The organism is Enterobacter sp. 04-C-12-SI-ECC, from assembly GCF_047530715.1.
GTDB classification, from domain to species: domain Bacteria; phylum Pseudomonadota; class Gammaproteobacteria; order Enterobacterales; family Enterobacteriaceae; genus Enterobacter; species Enterobacter bugandensis.
Map to the genome: position 1 here is coordinate 24,779 of NZ_JBLKDI010000006.1, position 15,948 is coordinate 40,726.

General features: G+C 56.7%; 16 protein-coding genes. 4 read left to right on the top strand and 12 right to left on the bottom strand.

Annotated features, from left to right (window positions below; genetic code table 11):
- Positions 1-21: 21 nt before the first annotated feature.
- On the bottom strand, positions 22-549 hold the full coding sequence (locus ACMWL8_RS10795; protein WP_028012173.1) for a YbaY family lipoprotein: 528 nt from the start codon (positions 547-549) through the stop codon (positions 22-24).
- Positions 550-752: 203 nt separating this feature from the next.
- On the opposite strand from ACMWL8_RS10795, the gene tesB reads away from it, so the two are divergent.
- Positions 753-1,613: an acyl-CoA thioesterase II gene (gene tesB / locus ACMWL8_RS10800; RefSeq protein WP_028012172.1), complete on the top strand. Its 861-nt coding sequence runs from the start codon at positions 753-755 to the stop codon at positions 1,611-1,613.
- Between the two features lie 94 nt (positions 1,614-1,707).
- Here tesB and amtB read toward each other — a convergent pair whose 3' ends face one another.
- From amtB to ACMWL8_RS10825, 5 genes are all read right to left on the bottom strand, one after another.
- Positions 1,708-2,994: an ammonium transporter AmtB gene (gene amtB / locus ACMWL8_RS10805; RefSeq protein ID WP_045259906.1), complete on the bottom strand. Its 1,287-nt coding sequence runs from the start codon at positions 2,992-2,994 to the stop codon at positions 1,708-1,710.
- Between the two features lie 35 nt (positions 2,995-3,029).
- Positions 3,030-3,368: a P-II family nitrogen regulator gene (gene glnK / locus ACMWL8_RS10810; protein WP_008503304.1), complete on the bottom strand. Its 339-nt coding sequence runs from the start codon at positions 3,366-3,368 to the stop codon at positions 3,030-3,032.
- Positions 3,369-3,588: 220 nt separating this feature from the next.
- A complete protein-coding gene (locus ACMWL8_RS10815) occupies positions 3,589-5,370 on the bottom strand; it encodes a SmdB family multidrug efflux ABC transporter permease/ATP-binding protein (RefSeq protein WP_045259905.1) in 1,782 nt (593 codons plus the stop codon).
- Positions 5,363-7,135 carry a SmdA family multidrug ABC transporter permease/ATP-binding protein gene (locus tag ACMWL8_RS10820; protein WP_045259904.1) on the bottom strand — a complete coding sequence of 591 codons (1,773 nt, stop codon included), beginning with the start codon at positions 7,133-7,135 and terminating at the stop codon, positions 5,363-5,365. Before ACMWL8_RS10820 ends, ACMWL8_RS10815 begins: the two co-directional genes overlap by 8 nt.
- A gap of 30 nt (positions 7,136-7,165) precedes the next feature.
- Positions 7,166-7,624: an Lrp/AsnC family transcriptional regulator gene (locus ACMWL8_RS10825; RefSeq protein WP_008503307.1), complete on the bottom strand. Its 459-nt coding sequence runs from the start codon at positions 7,622-7,624 to the stop codon at positions 7,166-7,168.
- Positions 7,625-7,739: 115 nt separating this feature from the next.
- On the opposite strand from ACMWL8_RS10825, the gene ACMWL8_RS10830 reads away from it, so the two are divergent.
- Positions 7,740-8,786 (top strand): PLP-dependent cysteine synthase family protein, encoded by a 1,047-nt coding sequence (locus tag ACMWL8_RS10830; RefSeq protein ID WP_045259903.1) that lies wholly within the window; start codon positions 7,740-7,742, stop codon positions 8,784-8,786.
- Positions 8,787-8,827: 41 nt separating this feature from the next.
- On the opposite strand, the gene cof is transcribed toward ACMWL8_RS10830, so the two are convergent.
- Entirely contained in the window at positions 8,828-9,646 is an 819-nt protein-coding gene (gene cof, locus ACMWL8_RS10835; RefSeq protein WP_028012168.1) for an HMP-PP phosphatase, read from the bottom strand.
- A 101-nt stretch (positions 9,647-9,747) separates the two neighbouring features.
- On the opposite strand from cof, the gene ACMWL8_RS10840 reads away from it, so the two are divergent.
- Positions 9,748-11,448, top strand: a complete 1,701-nt coding sequence (locus tag ACMWL8_RS10840; protein ID WP_045259902.1) for an SgrR family transcriptional regulator — start codon at positions 9,748-9,750, stop codon at positions 11,446-11,448.
- A gap of 66 nt (positions 11,449-11,514) precedes the next feature.
- Positions 11,515-12,210, top strand: a complete 696-nt coding sequence (gene queC / locus ACMWL8_RS10845) for a 7-cyano-7-deazaguanine synthase QueC (protein ID WP_008503311.1) — start codon at positions 11,515-11,517, stop codon at positions 12,208-12,210.
- 2 nt (positions 12,211-12,212) lie between these two features.
- Here the strand turns inward: queC and ACMWL8_RS10850 are convergent, their stop codons facing one another.
- From ACMWL8_RS10850 to ppiD, 5 genes are all read right to left on the bottom strand, one after another.
- Complete coding sequence (locus tag ACMWL8_RS10850) at positions 12,213-12,542, bottom strand: addiction module antidote protein (protein WP_028012165.1); 330 nt, start codon at positions 12,540-12,542, stop codon at positions 12,213-12,215.
- Complete coding sequence (locus ACMWL8_RS10855; protein ID WP_028012164.1) at positions 12,529-12,882, bottom strand: type II toxin-antitoxin system RelE/ParE family toxin; 354 nt, start codon at positions 12,880-12,882, stop codon at positions 12,529-12,531. The genes ACMWL8_RS10850 and ACMWL8_RS10855 overlap by 14 nt, the downstream gene beginning before the upstream one ends.
- 47 nt (positions 12,883-12,929) lie before the next feature.
- Complete coding sequence (locus tag ACMWL8_RS10860) at positions 12,930-13,328, bottom strand: YbgC/FadM family acyl-CoA thioesterase (protein ID WP_025756175.1); 399 nt, start codon at positions 13,326-13,328, stop codon at positions 12,930-12,932.
- A gap of 97 nt (positions 13,329-13,425) precedes the next feature.
- Positions 13,426-13,806, bottom strand: coding sequence for a helix-hairpin-helix domain-containing protein (locus ACMWL8_RS10865; protein ID WP_045259901.1), 381 nt, complete (start codon positions 13,804-13,806; stop codon positions 13,426-13,428).
- A 148-nt stretch (positions 13,807-13,954) separates the two neighbouring features.
- Entirely contained in the window at positions 13,955-15,826 is a 1,872-nt protein-coding gene (gene ppiD / locus ACMWL8_RS10870) for a peptidylprolyl isomerase (protein ID WP_028012162.1), read from the bottom strand.
- Positions 15,827-15,948: the final 122 nt, after the last annotated feature.

Sequence of the window (15,948 nt, forward strand, 5' to 3'; positions counted from 1 at the left end):
AGGAGAGGGTAAGAGCAACAGTTACATCTGGGTCGGTGGGGTTGGCAGGGACGGCTGATTGGTCTGTGGAGCAACCGGGACTTCGGTTTGCTGCACCGGCACCAGATTCAGGTCGATTTTGGTTCCACCGTGGTTAATCGCTTCCTGGACTGTATCGGTGATAAAGACCAGCTTGCCGTTAATGGTTACTGCTGCGCTCAGCAGAATACGGGCATTCGGCTGCACGTCTGACGGGTTATACGGCAACACGAAGCTAAACGGAGCCTGCTTACCTTCAGTACGGACCGCGCGCTGAGCCAGCACCTTCGACGGCGCGTCCGCCAGGGAAGCATCAGACAGCGTGACCGTTAATACCGCATCCGGCGGCAGAGCGACTCTCTGTTTAATCCAGATTGTACCGGAAACGTTAGGCTGCTGAATGGATTGCTGTGAAAGGGTATTAATCCCGTTCGGATCTGCAGCTGGTACCGGCACCTGGGCGCTCTTACCGGCACAGGCGGACAACGCCACCGCAATAGCTACACCACTTAGCATGGGCACGAGTTTCATTGAAGTCTCCTTATCATCAATGCACCAGCGGGATCGATCCCATCCGATGTCGTTTCAATCACATAACGTTTTTAAGTGTGGCACAGATCACCGATTAATGCCTAAAAACGTGCCGACATTCAGATTATTCTACCCATCGGACCACTTTCATTTCTGCGTTATACTCTGCCTATCTTTCGCTACGGCGTTTATTGAGGACAATTATGAGTCAGGCACTGAACAATCTGCTGACATTACTGAATCTGGAAAAAATTGAGGAAGGACTCTATCGCGGGCAGAGCGAAGACCTCGGCTTACGTCAGGTTTTCGGCGGCCAGGTCGTTGGACAAGCGCTCTACGCTGCAAAGGAGACCGTCCCTGCAGACCGCCTGGTGCACTCATTCCACAGCTATTTCTTACGCCCTGGCGACAGCGCAAAACCGATCGTGTATGACGTTGAAGTCCTGAGAGACGGCAACAGCTTCAGCGCACGCCGCGTGGCGGCCGTTCAGAACGGTAAGCCTATCTTTTATATGACCGCCTCTTTCCAGGCGCCGGAACCGGGGTATGAACATCAGAAAGTGATGCCGCCAGCACCGTCGCCGGACGAACTCAAATCAGAGACCGATATCGCCCGCGCGCTGGCACATCTGCTTCCGCCGCAGGTCAAAGAGAAGTTTCTCTGCGATAAACCGCTGGAGATCCGCCCGGTTGAGTTCCACAACCCCATGAAAGGCCACACCGCCGAGCCGAAGCGTCAGGTCTGGATCCGCGCCAATGGCACCGTGCCGGAAGATTTCCGCGTGCATCAGTATCTGCTGGGCTACGCGTCAGACTTTAACTTTCTGCCGGTTGCGCTACAGCCGCACGGCGTTGGTTTCCTTGAAAAAGGGATGCAGGTCGCAACCATCGATCACTCCATGTGGTTCCACCGTCCGTTCAATATGAATGAGTGGCTGCTTTACAGCGTGGAGAGTACGTCAGCGTCGAGCGCTCGCGGGTTTGTGCGTGGAGAGTTTTATACCCAGGACGGCGTGCTGGTCGCTTCTACGGTGCAGGAAGGGGTAATGCGTAATCGCGGGTAATGGTGTGCGGCCTGATGCCCTCACCCTGACCCTCTCGCATGGGAGAGGGAATACACATTAAAAACGGCAACCGAAGTTGCCGTTTTGCTTTTTATTAGGCGTTATACGCATTCTCGCCGTGGCTGTTGACGTCCAGACCTTCGCGCTCCTGCTCTTCCGGTACGCGCAGCCCAACGGTCATATCCGCCAGCTTATAGCCAATGAAGGCGACAACGGCAGACCACACCACGGTGATAGCGATACTTTCCAGCTGCACCAGCACCTGATGAACCATGGTGACACCTTCTGCGTAGCCCACGCCACCCAGTGATTTCGCGGCGAAGATGCCGGTCATGATACAGCCGACGATGCCGCACACGCCGTGGACGCCGAACACATCGCAAGGGTCATCCACGCGCAGCACGCGTTTCAGTGCGGTGACGCCCCACAGACCTGCCAGGCCCGCGACCAGTCCCACCAGCAGCGCACCACCGACACCCACATAGCCACACGCCGGGGTGATACCAACCAGACCGGCAATCGCCCCCGAACAGGCACCCAGCAGGGAAGGTTTACCGCGTACCGCCCACTCGCCGAATACCCAGGAGAGAATTGCACCCGCCGTCGCCACAACGGTGTTTACGAAGGCCAGCGCGGCGATTTCGTTCGCGGCACTTGCGGAGCCGGCGTTGAAGCCGAACCAGCCAAAGTAGAGGATAGCCGTACCGGTAAACACCATCGGCAGGTTATGCGGTTTGAACGCCTCTTTACCGAAGCCCACGCGTTTGCCAATCAGGTATGCGCCCACCAGGCCCGCTACCGCGGCGTTGATATGTACAACGGTACCGCCCGCAAAGTCCAGCGCGCCGTGCGTTGCCAGCAGACCACCGCCCCAGACCATGTGCGCAATCGGCACATAGGAGAAGGTCAGCCAGACCACCACGAAGATCAGAACGGCAGAGAAACGGATGCGCTCCGCCAGCGCACCCACAATCAGCCCGACGGTAATGCAGGCGAACGAGCCCTGGAACGCGACGTGGATGTACTGGTAGAAGCTGCCCATCAGCGCGGTCAGCTCAATATTTTTCAGCATTACCCAGTCGAAGTTACCAAAGAAGGCGTTGCCGGTACCGAAGGCCAGCGAGTAACCGTAAACCACCCACAGCACGCAGACCAGCGCGAACGTCACGGCAACCTGCGTCAGCATGGAGAGAACGTTTTTGCCGCGGATCAGGCCGCCGTAGAACAGCGCAATGCCCGGGATAGACATGAACAGCACCAGCGCGGTGCTGATCATCATAAAGGCGTTATCGGCTTTGTCTGCCACGGCAGGAGCAGCCAGCGCCAGGCCCGGCAGCAGTGCCAGCGAACCCAGACCCGTTTTAAGTGTTGCTATCTTCATTTTCTCGATCCCTATCACTGTGTGCCAGGCGTTATTTACAGTGCCGCTTCGTCAGATTCGCCGGTACGAATGCGAATGACGCGCTGCAGTTCGGCAACGAAAATTTTGCCGTCGCCAATTTTGCCGGTGTAGGCCGCTTTGCTAATCACATCAATCACTTCATCAAGCTGATCGTCAGCAATCGCGACATCAATTTTTACTTTTGGCAGAAAGTTAACGCTGTATTCCGCCCCGCGATAAAGCTCGGCATGCCCCTTCTGACGACCAAAGCCTTTCACTTCGGTGACAGTCAGTCCCTGAATACCCATTGAGGACAATGCTTCACGCACGTCTTCCAGTTTGAATGGTTTGATTACCACCGTAACCAGCTTCATAGATCCCCTCCAGTCAGAATTCGGTAATGGCCGCAGCTCACGCAGAAGGTATTGCAAGGGGTGTGCCAGAAATGAAAACGAGGGAGAAAAGCGGTGCGACGAGCGTTATGCCGTCTTCCTTAATGAACCGGCGAAAAAAAACGCACCATGTCGGTGCACGGTGCGTTTCAGTATTGCACCAACAGGAATGACTGTTAGCGCGTTGCTTTGTTTTGGTGCATCAGGCGCTGAGCGACTCTTCCTCGCGCACGCTGGCCGCGAGCTCATCGCCCGCCAGCTGAAGCTGATACATCTGCCAGTAGCGCCCTTTGGCTTCCAGCAGTTCACGGTGCGTCCCGCGCTCCACGGCTTGTCCGCGATGCAGCACCAGAATGGTATCGGCATCGACAATGGTGGAAAGGCGATGGGCAATCACCACCAGCGTCGTATGGTCGCGTACCGCGGCCAGCGCCTGCTGGATAGCCTGCTCGGTGCCGGAGTCAATGCTGGCCGTCGCTTCATCCAGAATCAGCACCTGCGGGGTTTCAATCAGCACCCGCGCCAGCGCGAGGAGCTGCTTTTGCCCAACGGAGAGGTTGTTCCCCTGCTCGCCCAGCCGGGTATTAATCCCGTCGCTAAACCCGCGCGCCAGGTCTGCCAGCTGCACTTTTTCCAGCACCTCCCATACCTGCTCCTGAGAGTAGTCTCGCCCCAGGGTCACGTTGGCGTAGAAGGTATCGGCCAGGACGACCGGATCCTGCTGCACCATCGCGACGCCTTTACGCAACACGTTGTGGCTGAGAGACGCGAGCGGGCGTCCGTCGAGGCGGATTTCGCCTTGCGTGACCGGGTAGTAGCCCATCAACAGGCTGGCGAGCGTGCTCTTGCCGCTGCCCGTATGTCCCACCAGCGCCACGAAACCGCGCGACGGAACATCCAGCGTAATGTCCTGCAACACCAGCCGGTCTTCGCGATAGGCAAACGAGACGTTATCAAAGGCAATGGCGCCGCTTTGCAGAGGTCGCTCGTCACGACCGTAGGCCTGACGCGGCCTGTCCATCAGCTCAAACACGCGCTCGCCGGCGACGACCGCCTGCTGCAGCATCGATTGCTGGGTCGTGAGCTCGATCAGCGGCTCGTTAAGGCGACCCAGATAGCTAATAAAGGCGTACAGCACGCCCACTTCAATCGTACCGCTTGAGCTCAGGCCAAAGAGCATCAGTAAACCGCAAAGCACCAGCGCAGAGAAAAGGCTGAGCAGCGGACGCAGCAGGAAGCCGTCGAGGCGCAGCGTCTGCATACGCGCCATGTAGTGCGATCGGCTGGCTTCGCCCATCCGCTCGCCAAAGCGCGCCTGCTGGCGGAACTGCTGGATGACGCTCATGCCGTTAATCACTTCGTTGAAGCCATCGTTAATGTCGGCCAGATAGGCGCGCACCCGACGCACGATTGGCGTGCTGTAGCGCTGGTAGATGATCATCACGATCAGCACCGCCGGGAAGATGGTAATCGCCACCAGCGCCATGCGCCAGTCGAGGCTGAACATCGCCACCAGCATCGCGCCGATCAGCGCCGCGCTGCGTAACACCGTCGCGACCACGGTGACGTACAGGTCGCGGATCACTTCGGTATCGTTGGTCACGCGCGAAATCACCTGCCCGACCGGCTGGATATCAAACTCGCTGAGCGGCTGGCGAAGCGCCGCGTCCATTACATCCGTGCGCAGCTGCTGAACCACGCCCACGGCGGCACGGTTAAACAGCAGCGACTGCGCATAGTGCAGCCCTGCCGCCGCCAGCTGCAACCCAACGTAGGCCACGCCTAAGCCCGCCACCAGCCCCAGCGGCAGGTAGCTTTTGGCGACCATATTGTCGATGAAGTAGCTGATAAGCAGCGGCCCGCTCACCTCAGCAATCGCCGCTATCCAGAGTAAAAGCACGGCCACGGAGAGCGGTTTGCGCCACGGCGAGCCGTAGGCCAGCAGACGTTTGAGCGTCGGCCACATCGTTCCGAGCTTACGCATTGGTGGCCTCCTGATCCTGTTCCGGCGCATCGTCCAGCGCCGCCTCAAGCTGTTGATAGCGGTACATATCGCGATACCAGCCCGGCTGCTCGGCAAGCGTTTCATGCTGCCCGCGCTGGGCAATGTGTCCGTGCTGTAAGACCAGAATTTCGCTGGCCTCAGTGAGCGCTGACAAACGGTGGGCGCTGATAATCACCGTGCGTCCGTCGCCCCACTGGCGCAGGTTATGCAGAATCTGATGCTCGGTACGACCATCCACGGCGGAGAGCGCATCATCCAGAATGAGGATTTCAGCATTCAGCAGCAGCGCGCGGGCAATCGAGATTCGCTGTTTCTGCCCGCCGGATAGCATGACGCCACGTTCCCCGACTTCCGTTTCGTAGCCCTGCGGCAGACGCAAAATATCGTCATGTACGCTGGCTAAGCGCGCCACGTGTTCGATCTCTTCCTGCGTCGCCGATGGGTGACCAAGCGCAATGTTATTCGCCACGGTGTCCGAAAATAAAAACGGCGTCTGGCTGACTACCGCCAGACGGCCACGCCACTCGTCCAGCAGCAGGTTTGCCAGGGGGATATCATGGAAACGGATATCGCCCTCGGTGACGTCAAAGTGGCGCTGAAGCAGAGAGAGCACGGTACTTTTTCCGGACCCCGTCGGGCCGCAGATGCCCAGCATCTGGCCCGGCCGCAGCGTAAAGCTAACGTTCTCCAGCACCGGATGTTCCGTTTGCGGATAGACAAATTTGCGAACGTCGACGTTCATAACGCCGCGCCCTTCCGGCACCGCTTCGCTGCCGTCATTGACCACCGGCGCTTCGGCCAGCATGGCGCGGATGCGGCTGTAGGCGGCGCTGCCGCGCTCTACGATGTTAAACATCCAGGCCAGCGCCAGCATCGGCCAGATCATCAGCCCCAGATACATCGCAAAGCTGGTCAATTGCCCCAGGGTCAATGTGCCCTGCACCACCATCCAGCTCCCGCCACCAATGGCAAGCAGGTTTGCCATGCCGATTGCGACATAAATCGTTGGATCAAATCGCGCATCAATACGCGCGACGCGCATGTTTTTCGCCCCCGTGTCTGCCGCATCGGCCGCAAACAGCGCGGACTGCCTATCTTCCAGGCCAAACGCTTTGATCATGCGGATGCTGGTCATGCTCTCCTGGGTGCGATCGTTCAGAGAAGAAAACGCCGCCTGCGCCAGCTTGAAGCGCTCGTGCAGCTGTTCGCCGTAGCGATTGATCGCCAGCGCCATGATCGGCATCGGCAGCAGGGCGAGCAGGGTCAATTGCCAGCTGATCTGCGTGGACATGACGATCAGCACCGCACAGCCCATCACCAGCGAATCCACCAGCGTCAGCACCCCTTCCCCGGCGGCAAAGACCACGCGATCGACGTCGTTCGTCGCGCGGGCAATGAGATCCCCGGTGCGATGACGCAGATAAAATTCGGGATGCTGTCGGCTCAGCTGGCGGTAAAAATCTTCACGCAGCTCAACGGCCAGCTGATAGGACGCACCAAACAGCAGCACGCGCCAGACGTAGCGCAGGAGATAAACAATGACCGCCGTCAGCACCAGCGTGCCGACCCACATCAACACCCGTGCGGTGGTGTAATGCTGTTCAGTGACGCCATCCACGACGTAGCCCACCACCTTCGGCGGGATCAGCTGCAAAATGGCAATGATAATAAGCAGGGCGACTGCACCGAGGTAGCGTTGCCACTCCCGACGAAAGTACCAGCTTAATTGGGCAAATAATCGCACGCGGTTTGTTCCTGAAGGTATTTTACGAAGTTATTCAATGGGTAAGGCTGTGGTGTACTTAATCTGTTCCATGGCGAAGCTTGAGGTGACGTCCGACAAGCCCGGGACGCTGTTCACCAGCCGCTTGTAGAAATCATCATAGCGCTTCATGTCAGCCACCTGGACGCGCATCAGGTAATCGTACTCGCCGGCCATACGCCAGAAGCCGAGCACCTCGGGCATCTCAGACACCTGAGTGACGAAGCGGCAATACCACTCGCTGCTGTGGTGTTGGGTTTTTATCAGCACAAATGCCGTCAGCCCAAGCCCCAGTTTTTCGGGATCGAGTAATGCGACGCGCCCCAGAAGAATGCCGTCATCTTCCAGCTTTTTTAGGCGCTTCCAGCACGGTGTGGTGGTCAGATTAACGGCATCTGCCAGCGCCTGCAAAGAGAGGGTACAGTCACTTTGCAGCAATGAAAGGAGCTTGCGGTCAATTTTATCTAGCATACCCACCTCATAGAGAAAATTTTTCTCCCTTCATTCTATTTTAAAGGCCAGATAGCAACAATTTTTTCTGTGCTTTTCGCTATGCTGGGCACAAAATGACAAACGGATAACTACGATGAATAGCACCTGGGTTAAACATGCCATCAGCGAAATCAATGCCGACTACCAGCGCTCGGCGGATACCCACCTGATTCGCCTCCCCCTGCCGGGATTTGACGGTATTCAGCTCTACCTGAAAGATGAAAGTACCCATCCAACCGGTAGCCTGAAGCATCGCCTGGCGCGCTCTCTGTTTTTATACGGTTTGTGCAACGGCTGGATCAAAGAAGGCACGACCATTATTGAATCCTCATCCGGTTCAACGGCGGTGTCTGAAGCCTATTTCGCTCGTCTGCTGGGCCTGCCGTTTATCGCCGTGATGCCCTCCTGCACCGCAAAACGCAAAATCGAGCAGATCGAATTTTACGGCGGACGCTGCCATTTTGTGGAAAGCGCCTGCGAAATCTACGCCGCCTCTGAAATGCTCGCCCGCGAGCTAAACGGCCACTATATGGACCAGTTCACCTTTGCCGAGCGCGCAACGGACTGGCGCGGCAATAACAACATTGCCGACAGTATTTTCCGCCAGATGACCCACGAACCGCATCCGGTTCCGTCGTACATTGTGATGAGCGCCGGTACGGGCGGCACGTCAGCCACTATCGGACGCTACATTCGCTGTCAGGGCTACGATACCCAACTGATGGTGGTTGACCCCCAGAACTCCGTGTTCCTCGACTACTGGGAAAGCCGCGATGCCGGCCTGCGCAGCCCGGTGGGCAGTAAAATTGAAGGAATTGGCCGCCCGCGCGTGGAACCGTCGTTCATTCCTGACGTTGTCGACGAAATGCTCCGCGTGCCGGACGCCGCCAGCGTCGCCACCGCGCACTGGCTGGAGACGCAGCTCGGCCGCAAGGTGGGCGCATCAACGGGCACCAACATGTGGGGCGCACTGCAGCTTGCGGCACGCATGCGCGAGGAAGGCCGTACCGGCTCCATCGTCACGCTGCTGTGCGACAGCGGCGAGCGCTACCTTGAGACCTACTACAATGCGGAGTGGGTACAGGCCAACATCGGCGACATCACCCCGTGGAAAGCGCAGATTGCGCAGCTGCTGAAATAAAAAAAAGCCAGACCGAAGTCTGGCTTGCTGGAAGGGTCTCACTATTCGGGGGAATATGGGAGGTTGTTGTTGTCCAGCCAATGCGTCAAAAAATGGGACACCGCTTCGTTGCCGCAGTGTCCGATAACCGGCAGATGAGGAAGCTCTGCGATCAGCTGCGGCATCGCATTCCCCATAATCAGACCGCGCCCCACGCTGCCCAGCATTTCGCGGTCATTCATGGCGTCGCCAAACGCCATACACTCCTGCAGCGTTAAGCCCAGGTGGTCGCTGAGCACCGCCAGGGCTGAACCTTTGTTACAGCCCACCGGCAGGACTTCAAGACAATCCACCGCCGAGAAGGTCAGGTGCGCCCGGTCGCCCAGCGCCTCATTTAACTGAATGCGTAAGCGGCAAAGATCGTCGTGATCGCCACAGAAGCAAATCTTGGTCACCGCGTGGGCGGGGATCCGGCGCAGATCGATAAGCTGGTATTTGAAGCCGCTATAAACATGCGCGTGCAACAATTCGGGGATTTCGCTTCCGGTAAACCAGCCTTGATCGTTGAATACGTGGATACTGGCCTGCGTGTCCCACGTGCTGTGCAGAACAATATCCGCCACTTCCGGGTTGAGATCCTGGCGGTGCAGCACCTCTCCTTCAACGGTGTGAATGCGCGTTCCGTTACCCGTGATTAAAAACGCATCCAGGGAAAACGTGCCCAGCAGATGACGCATCTCCAGCACGTGGCGGCCAGTGGCAAACGTCAGGGTGACATCACGCTCGCGCAGACGCTTCAGGGTACTCAGCGTTTTCTCCCCCAGACGGTGATCCGGCATTAACAACGTACCGTCCATATCAAATGCAGCGAGGCGGGCCATGATTACTCCTGAAATGTGATGCGATTAACTTGTGCATCAGTATCGTGTGATATATACGGAAGTAATAGTGAATAGATGAAAATTATTGTTCCGGGTTTCTTATGCGCCAGCTTAACCGCCTTAACCAGTATCAACGCCTGTGGCAACCTTCCGCTGGCGCTCCACAGCAGGTCACCATAAGTGAGCTTGCCAGCCGCTGTTTTTGTAGCGAGCGACATGTCCGCACCCTGCTGCGTCAGGCTCAGGAGGCGGGCTGGCTCAGCTGGCACGCGCGGTCTGGTCGCGGCAAGCGCGGTGAGCTGACGTTCCATGCCAGCCCGGAGTCACTGCGCAATGCGATGATGGAAGAGGCGCTGAAGAGCGGGCAGCAGCATAACGCGCTGGAGCTGGCCCAGCTTGCTCCTGAAGCGCTGAGATCGTTGTTGCATCCATTTTTAGGCGGGCAGTGGCAAAACGACACGCCGACGCTGCGCATCCCCTACTATCGCTCGCTGGAGCCGCTTCAGCCGGGCTTTTTACCTGGCCGGGCGGAGCAGCATCTGGCGGGACAGGTATTTTCAGGCTTGACGCGTTTTAACGGTAACAGCAGTGAACCCACGGGCGATCTCGCGCATCACTGGGAGGTCTCTGCTGACGGGCTGCGCTGGCATTTCTACATTCGCTCCACCCTGCACTGGCATAACGGCGATAAAATAGAAACGGCGCAGCTCCAGCGAAGCCTGACGGCACTGTTGACGCTTCCCGCCCTGCGCACCCTGTTCAGGAGCGTTTTACGTATCGAAACATCGCATCCACAGTGTCTGACATTTATGCTGCATCAACCGGACTATTGGCTGGCGCACAGGCTGGCAACCTACTGCAGCCGTCTGGCGCATCCCGATTATCCTGAACTTGGCTGCGGCCCTTTCCGGCTGGCCGCCTTTGAGCCCGACCTGGTTCGTCTGGAAAGCCATGAGCAATACCACCTGAGCCATCCGCTGCTCAAAGCCATCGAATACTGGATCACCCCCCAGCTGTTTGATTACAGGCTGGGCACCAGCTGTCGTCACCCGGTGCAAATCGCGATTGGCGAGGCCGATGAGCTTGAAACCCTGAGGCTGGTCAGCACCAGCACCAGCCTGGGCTTCTGTTACCTCACGCTGAAACAGAGCGCGCGTCTGAGTGAGATCCAGGCGAAGCGGCTTATCAATATCATCCATCTCTCCAGGCTTCTGCACACGCTTCCGCTCAACGAAGGACTCATTACGCCCACCGGGGAACTGCTTCCCGGCTGGACAATCCCCGAATGGCCTGACTTAACGGACGTTGCCCTGCCTGAGGCGCTGACGCTGGTTTACCATCTTCCCGTTGAGCTTCACACCATGGCCAGCCAGTTAAAGGCGTACCTGGCGCAACAGGGTTGTGACCTGACCGTCATCTTCCACGACGCCAAGACGTGGGACGGATGCCAGCAGCTTGCCGATGCAGACATCATGATGGGGGACAGGCTGATTGGCGAAGCGCCAGCGTATACGCTTGAGCAGTGGCTGCGCTGCGATGCCCTGTGGCCGCACGTGTTAAGCGCACCGGCCTACGCCCATCTGCAAGCCACGCTGGATGCGGTGCAGTCTCAGGCCGAAGCTCGGGACCGACACGCCGGCCTGCAAGCCATTTTCAACCGCCTGATGGAGAATGCGGTGCTGACGCCACTTTTTAACTATCAATATCAAATCAGCGCCCCGCCGGGGGTCAACGGCATACGCCTCAACACCCGGGGCTGGTTTGATTTTACCGAAGCCTGGGTACCCGCCCCCAAATCGTGAAGAAGCTGGTCGCCGCCGTAGCCAGACGGTAACATAACGGTTTTACCGTAACAGTCGAGATGATTTATGAAACGTGCCGTCGTCGTGTTCAGCGGAGGACAAGACTCTACAACCTGCCTGGTTCAGGCCCTTCATCAGTATGATGAAGTTCACTGTGTGACTTTCGATTATGGCCAGCGTCACCGCGCTGAAATCGACGTTGCCCGTGAACTGGCCCTTAAACTGGGGGCACGCGCGCACAAGGTGCTGGACGTTACGCTGTTAAATGAACTGGCCGTCAGCAGCCTCACCCGGGACAGTATTCCTGTACCGGACTACGAACCCGATGCCAGCGGCATTCCGAACACGTTTGTGCCGGGGCGTAATATTCTGTTCCTGACCCTGACGGCGATTTATGCCTATCAGGTAAAAGCCGAAGCGGTAATTACGGGCGTATGCGAGACCGACTTCTCAGGATACCCGGACTGCCGCGATGAGTTTGTCAAAGCGCTCAACCACGCCGTCAATCTGGGGATGGCGAAAGAGACGCGCTTTGAAACCCCGCTCATGTGGCTGGATAAAGCCGAAACCTGGGCGCTGGCCGACTACTGGGGCAAGCTGGATTTGGTTCGCAGCGAAACCCTCACCTGCTATAACGGCATCAAAGGCGACGGTTGCGGCCAGTGCGCCGCCTGTAATCTGCGCGCTAACGGGCTTAACCACTATCTTGCCGATAAAGCCGGCGTGATGGCCGCGATGCAGAAAAAGACCGGGCTTAAATAGGGCTACTTAACCGTGCTGTCGAACAGTTTCACACCGGCAGCACGGGTGACTTTCATCAGCGTTGTCAGCGTTGGGTTGCCGTTGTCTGATAAGGTTCGGTATAGCTGCTGACGAGAGAGGCCTGATTTAGCAGAAATTTCTCCGATGCCACCGCGTGCTTCGATAACCTGGCGGAGTGCAATGAGATAGGCAGGGATCCCCTGGTCTTCATAGATTTCTTCCAGGGCTGTTTGCAAATAACGCTGAGCGTAGGAAGGATTCTCTCGTAGCATTTTCACAACAGCATCATGATGGCTAACAGAACTCGAATATTTTCGTTCAGTGGCGCTCATTCGATTGTCCTTTAATTTGATGATCTTTCCAGTAATCTATTGCCAGTTTGATATCCGCTTTTTGGCTCTTTTTGTCACCACCGATAAGTAACAATAAAACCTGCCGATTCTTTACTGCAAAATAGATTCTGTAGCCGGGGCCACTGTCGACTCGCATCTCCCAAACACCTTCCCTGAGGTATCTGTAATCGCCAAAATTACGTTTTATTGCGCGGTTGATCCGCATAAGGATCCGGAAAACCGTATCCGGATCCCTTCGATTCATTCTGGCTACCCACTCCTCAAACGGCACTTTCCCGTCACGGGTCCGGTAACGTTCAACAACGTAGTCCCTGTCCATTATTCTATCCCTGAAAAATCCTTTTGTCTTTTATAAAAGACAAAATCCTACGCGATCATCAACTCCAGCTTTTCCCGCAGCTCCCCTTCCAGCGGCAGCGCTTTCTGAGTTTTCAGATCGATACAGACAAAGGTGATCAGTGCATCAGCCACCACCTGCCCTTCTGGATCGAGCGTCACCACCTGGCTTAACACGCCGCTCTTGCCGTTTAGCTGTTGTACCTGGCTGGTCACGGTGAGCACATCGCCCAGCACGGCCGGACGGCGATAGTTGATGTTGATATTGACGACCACGAACGCGATGTTGTGCGCGGTCAGCCACTGAAAGCTTTCACTGTTTTCCAGCCCGTCCCAGCGCGCTTCTTCAAGAAACTCAAGATAGCGAGCGTTATTGACGTGCTGATAAACATCAAGATGGAAACCGCGTACTTTGATTTTTGTCTGCATAGCGCAATAGCCTTTCATTGTTATAGGATCAGAGGTCATAACTGGTATGACCTCTTTATCCTGGCAAACTTTTGCCACAGTGCAAGAAATTGCGTTTTTACAGTGTCAGGTGTGAGAGGTTGCGCTCAACCAGCGCGCTGCCCATGCCCGGAACCTGTTTGAGATCGTCGACCGTTTTGAATGGGCCGTACTCTTCACGATAGCTGACGATAGCCTGCGCTTTTTTCAGGCCCACGCCATTCATTGCGCGGGCGAGATCCTCTGCCGAGGCCGAGTTAATGCTGACCCGCGTACCGTCATCATCCGCATTTTTACCGGCGTCAGCCGCTTTGGTCTGCCCTTGTACCGGCGCGGCCGCGTCTGACTTGCTCTGCGTAGCCTGTGGTTTGGCGGCGGTCGCCGCCGCCTGCGCGCCCGCGCTCATCCCGGTGGTGGCAATAGCCAGCGTAATTAACAGTGCTTTGATTCCACATTTCATGCTGTTATCTCCTTGTTTGTTGACAGCCACGCAACGATAGCCGCCTGTGAAAACAGGCACAAACAGCAGATTGCAGAAATGGAAAAGGCCGCGAAAGCGGCCTTTAGTTTTTGCAGAGCGTTACGAAAATCTGCGAGCAGACACGTAATTACTGCTGCTGAGTCATGACATCGCCCAGCTTGATTTTGGCATCTTTACGCAGGTTGCTCATCATGGCTTCGAAAGCAATCTGAGCATTGTTCTGAGTAATGCCCTGAACCATCGCCTTCTTCTGCGCTTCTGGCAGAGTGCCGGCTTTCACGTCGTCCAGCGCCAGCAGAACAACGTTACCCTGCATATCGGTGGTGGTACCGAAGCTTGGCTTGTCTTTTGCCGGCAGCGTCAGGCTAAACGCGGCCTGACTGATTGGGTCCTGACCGGTACGGCTCAGCGTTTTCGCCTCACCGAAGCTCAGACCTGCCGCTTTCAGCGCGTCCTGTTTACCCGCTTTCAGATCGGCCAGAATCTTCTCAGCGTCCAGTTTAGCCTGCTGTTCTGCTTTGTTGTGCTTAACCTGAGCGACGACCTGATCCTTCACTTCCGCCAGCGGTTTGACCGCTTCTGGCTTGTGCTCGCTGACGCGCAGAACAAAGGCGCGATCGCCGTCAACGGTAATGATGTCAGAGTTGCTGCCCGGCGTGCCGTTCTCGCCCACCAGACCACCGTTAAAGATGGCATCAGAAACCGGTTTGAAGTTCAGCTCTTCCGGCAGGTTGTCGCGACCAAACCAGCCGGTCTCAACTGCTTTCACACCCGCCGCCTGCTCTGCACCTGCCAGAGATTCGTTGTCGTTGCTGGCAGCATCGCTCACCTTCTGCTGCAGCGCGTAGTAGGCATCCAGGGCTTTTTCCTGTTTCACTTTCGCGGCAATATCATCACGAACTTCAGCCAGCGGCTTGGTTTTCGCCGGGGTGATGTCGTCCAGACGCACGACCAGGAAACCAACGGATGATTTAATCACACCAGACAGCTGGCCTTTCTCTTTCAGGCCGGCATTTTTCAGCTCGTCGGGCGTGGTTGCGTCTTCCAGCCAGCCCATATCACCGCCGTTTTTCGCAGAGATAATGTCGGTGGATTTCGCTTTCGCAAGGGTGGCGAAATCAGCGCCTTTGTTCAGCTCATCCAGTACCGCCTTAGCATCTGCTTCAGTTTTGGTCTGAATCACGCTGTAGCGGTTACGCTGCGGCTGAGTGAATTGATCCTGATGCTGGTCGTAGTAAGACTGGATCTCGGCATCAGACGCGCTTTCCTGCAGCGCAGCTGCATCCAGCTTGATGTAGCTGACGCGGAACTGCTCCGGAGAAACAAAGGCGTTTTTATTCTGCTCGTAGTAAGCATTAACGTCTGCGTCGCTCACCTGCTGTTTCGCCGCCAGGGCGTTCACATCAATGGTCGCTTCACGGACCACGCGCTGCTGGGCCACCAGCGCGGCCAGTTCGTCGGTTTCACCTTTAAGCATGAAATCGGTACCCACGACAGCGTTAATGAGCTGCTGGGTTGTCAGCTGGTTACGCAGCGCCTGCGCGTACTGATCCGCCGTCATGCCCATCTGGTTAACGATACTGTTGTAACGCGCGTTGTCGAATTTACCGTTAGACTGGAATGCCTGAGTGGCGAAGATCGCTTTTTTGACCTGTTCGTCGCTGATGCCAAGGCCCAGCTTTTTGGCATACTGATCCAGCAGCGCTTCGTCGATAAGACGGTTCAGTGTCTGTTGGCGCAGGGTTTTCATGTACCCTTCATTCGCCGCCAGTTCAGAGAATTGGTCGCCCAGCTGTTGCTGCATACGGTTACGCTCACCGGCAAAAGCATTCTCGAACTGACCACGGCTGATTTCCTGGCCATTCACTTTTGCGGCATAGTTCGCGCCACCGCCAATAAGGTAACTGCTCACGCCGGTCAATATGAACGACACGATAATGATACCGAAAATAATCTTGAGCACGAGACTGTTAGCAGCCGTGCGTAAGCTGTCCATCATGGTGTAACAACACTCCGCTGTAGGTGACTGGTTACCTGACGCTGACGGAAAATCCTGCCCGTCGCGCGTGAAGGCGTATTGTGACAAGAAAACGGGGCGATTGTCAGCCCACAACTCGCATA

Excerpts from the sequence above, each read along its gene's own strand:
- tesB (WP_028012172.1), top strand. The coding sequence starts at position 753 with ATGAGTCAGGCACTGAACAATCTGCTGACATTACTGAATCTGGAAAAA.
- ACMWL8_RS10795 (WP_028012173.1), bottom strand. The coding sequence starts at position 549 with ATGAAACTCGTGCCCATGCTAAGTGGTGTAGCTATTGCGGTGGCGTTG.
- ACMWL8_RS10860 (WP_025756175.1), bottom strand. The coding sequence starts at position 13,328 with ATGCAGACAAAAATCAAAGTACGCGGTTTCCATCTTGATGTTTATCAG.
- ppiD (WP_028012162.1), bottom strand. The coding sequence starts at position 15,826 with ATGATGGACAGCTTACGCACGGCTGCTAACAGTCTCGTGCTCAAGATT.
- ACMWL8_RS10855 (WP_028012164.1), bottom strand. The coding sequence starts at position 12,882 with ATGGACAGGGACTACGTTGTTGAACGTTACCGGACCCGTGACGGGAAA.
- ACMWL8_RS10825 (WP_008503307.1), bottom strand. The coding sequence starts at position 7,624 with ATGCTAGATAAAATTGACCGCAAGCTCCTTTCATTGCTGCAAAGTGAC.
- queC (WP_008503311.1), top strand. The coding sequence starts at position 11,515 with ATGAAACGTGCCGTCGTCGTGTTCAGCGGAGGACAAGACTCTACAACC.
- glnK (WP_008503304.1), bottom strand. The coding sequence starts at position 3,368 with ATGAAGCTGGTTACGGTGGTAATCAAACCATTCAAACTGGAAGACGTG.
- ACMWL8_RS10830 (WP_045259903.1), top strand. The coding sequence starts at position 7,740 with ATGAATAGCACCTGGGTTAAACATGCCATCAGCGAAATCAATGCCGAC.
- amtB (WP_045259906.1), bottom strand. The coding sequence starts at position 2,994 with ATGAAGATAGCAACACTTAAAACGGGTCTGGGTTCGCTGGCACTGCTG.
- cof (WP_028012168.1), bottom strand. The coding sequence starts at position 9,646 with ATGGCCCGCCTCGCTGCATTTGATATGGACGGTACGTTGTTAATGCCG.
- ACMWL8_RS10840 (WP_045259902.1), top strand. The coding sequence starts at position 9,748 with ATGCGCCAGCTTAACCGCCTTAACCAGTATCAACGCCTGTGGCAACCT.
- ACMWL8_RS10865 (WP_045259901.1), bottom strand. The coding sequence starts at position 13,806 with ATGAAATGTGGAATCAAAGCACTGTTAATTACGCTGGCTATTGCCACC.
- ACMWL8_RS10815 (WP_045259905.1), bottom strand. The coding sequence starts at position 5,370 with ATGCGTAAGCTCGGAACGATGTGGCCGACGCTCAAACGTCTGCTGGCC.
- ACMWL8_RS10850 (WP_028012165.1), bottom strand. The coding sequence starts at position 12,542 with ATGAGCGCCACTGAACGAAAATATTCGAGTTCTGTTAGCCATCATGAT.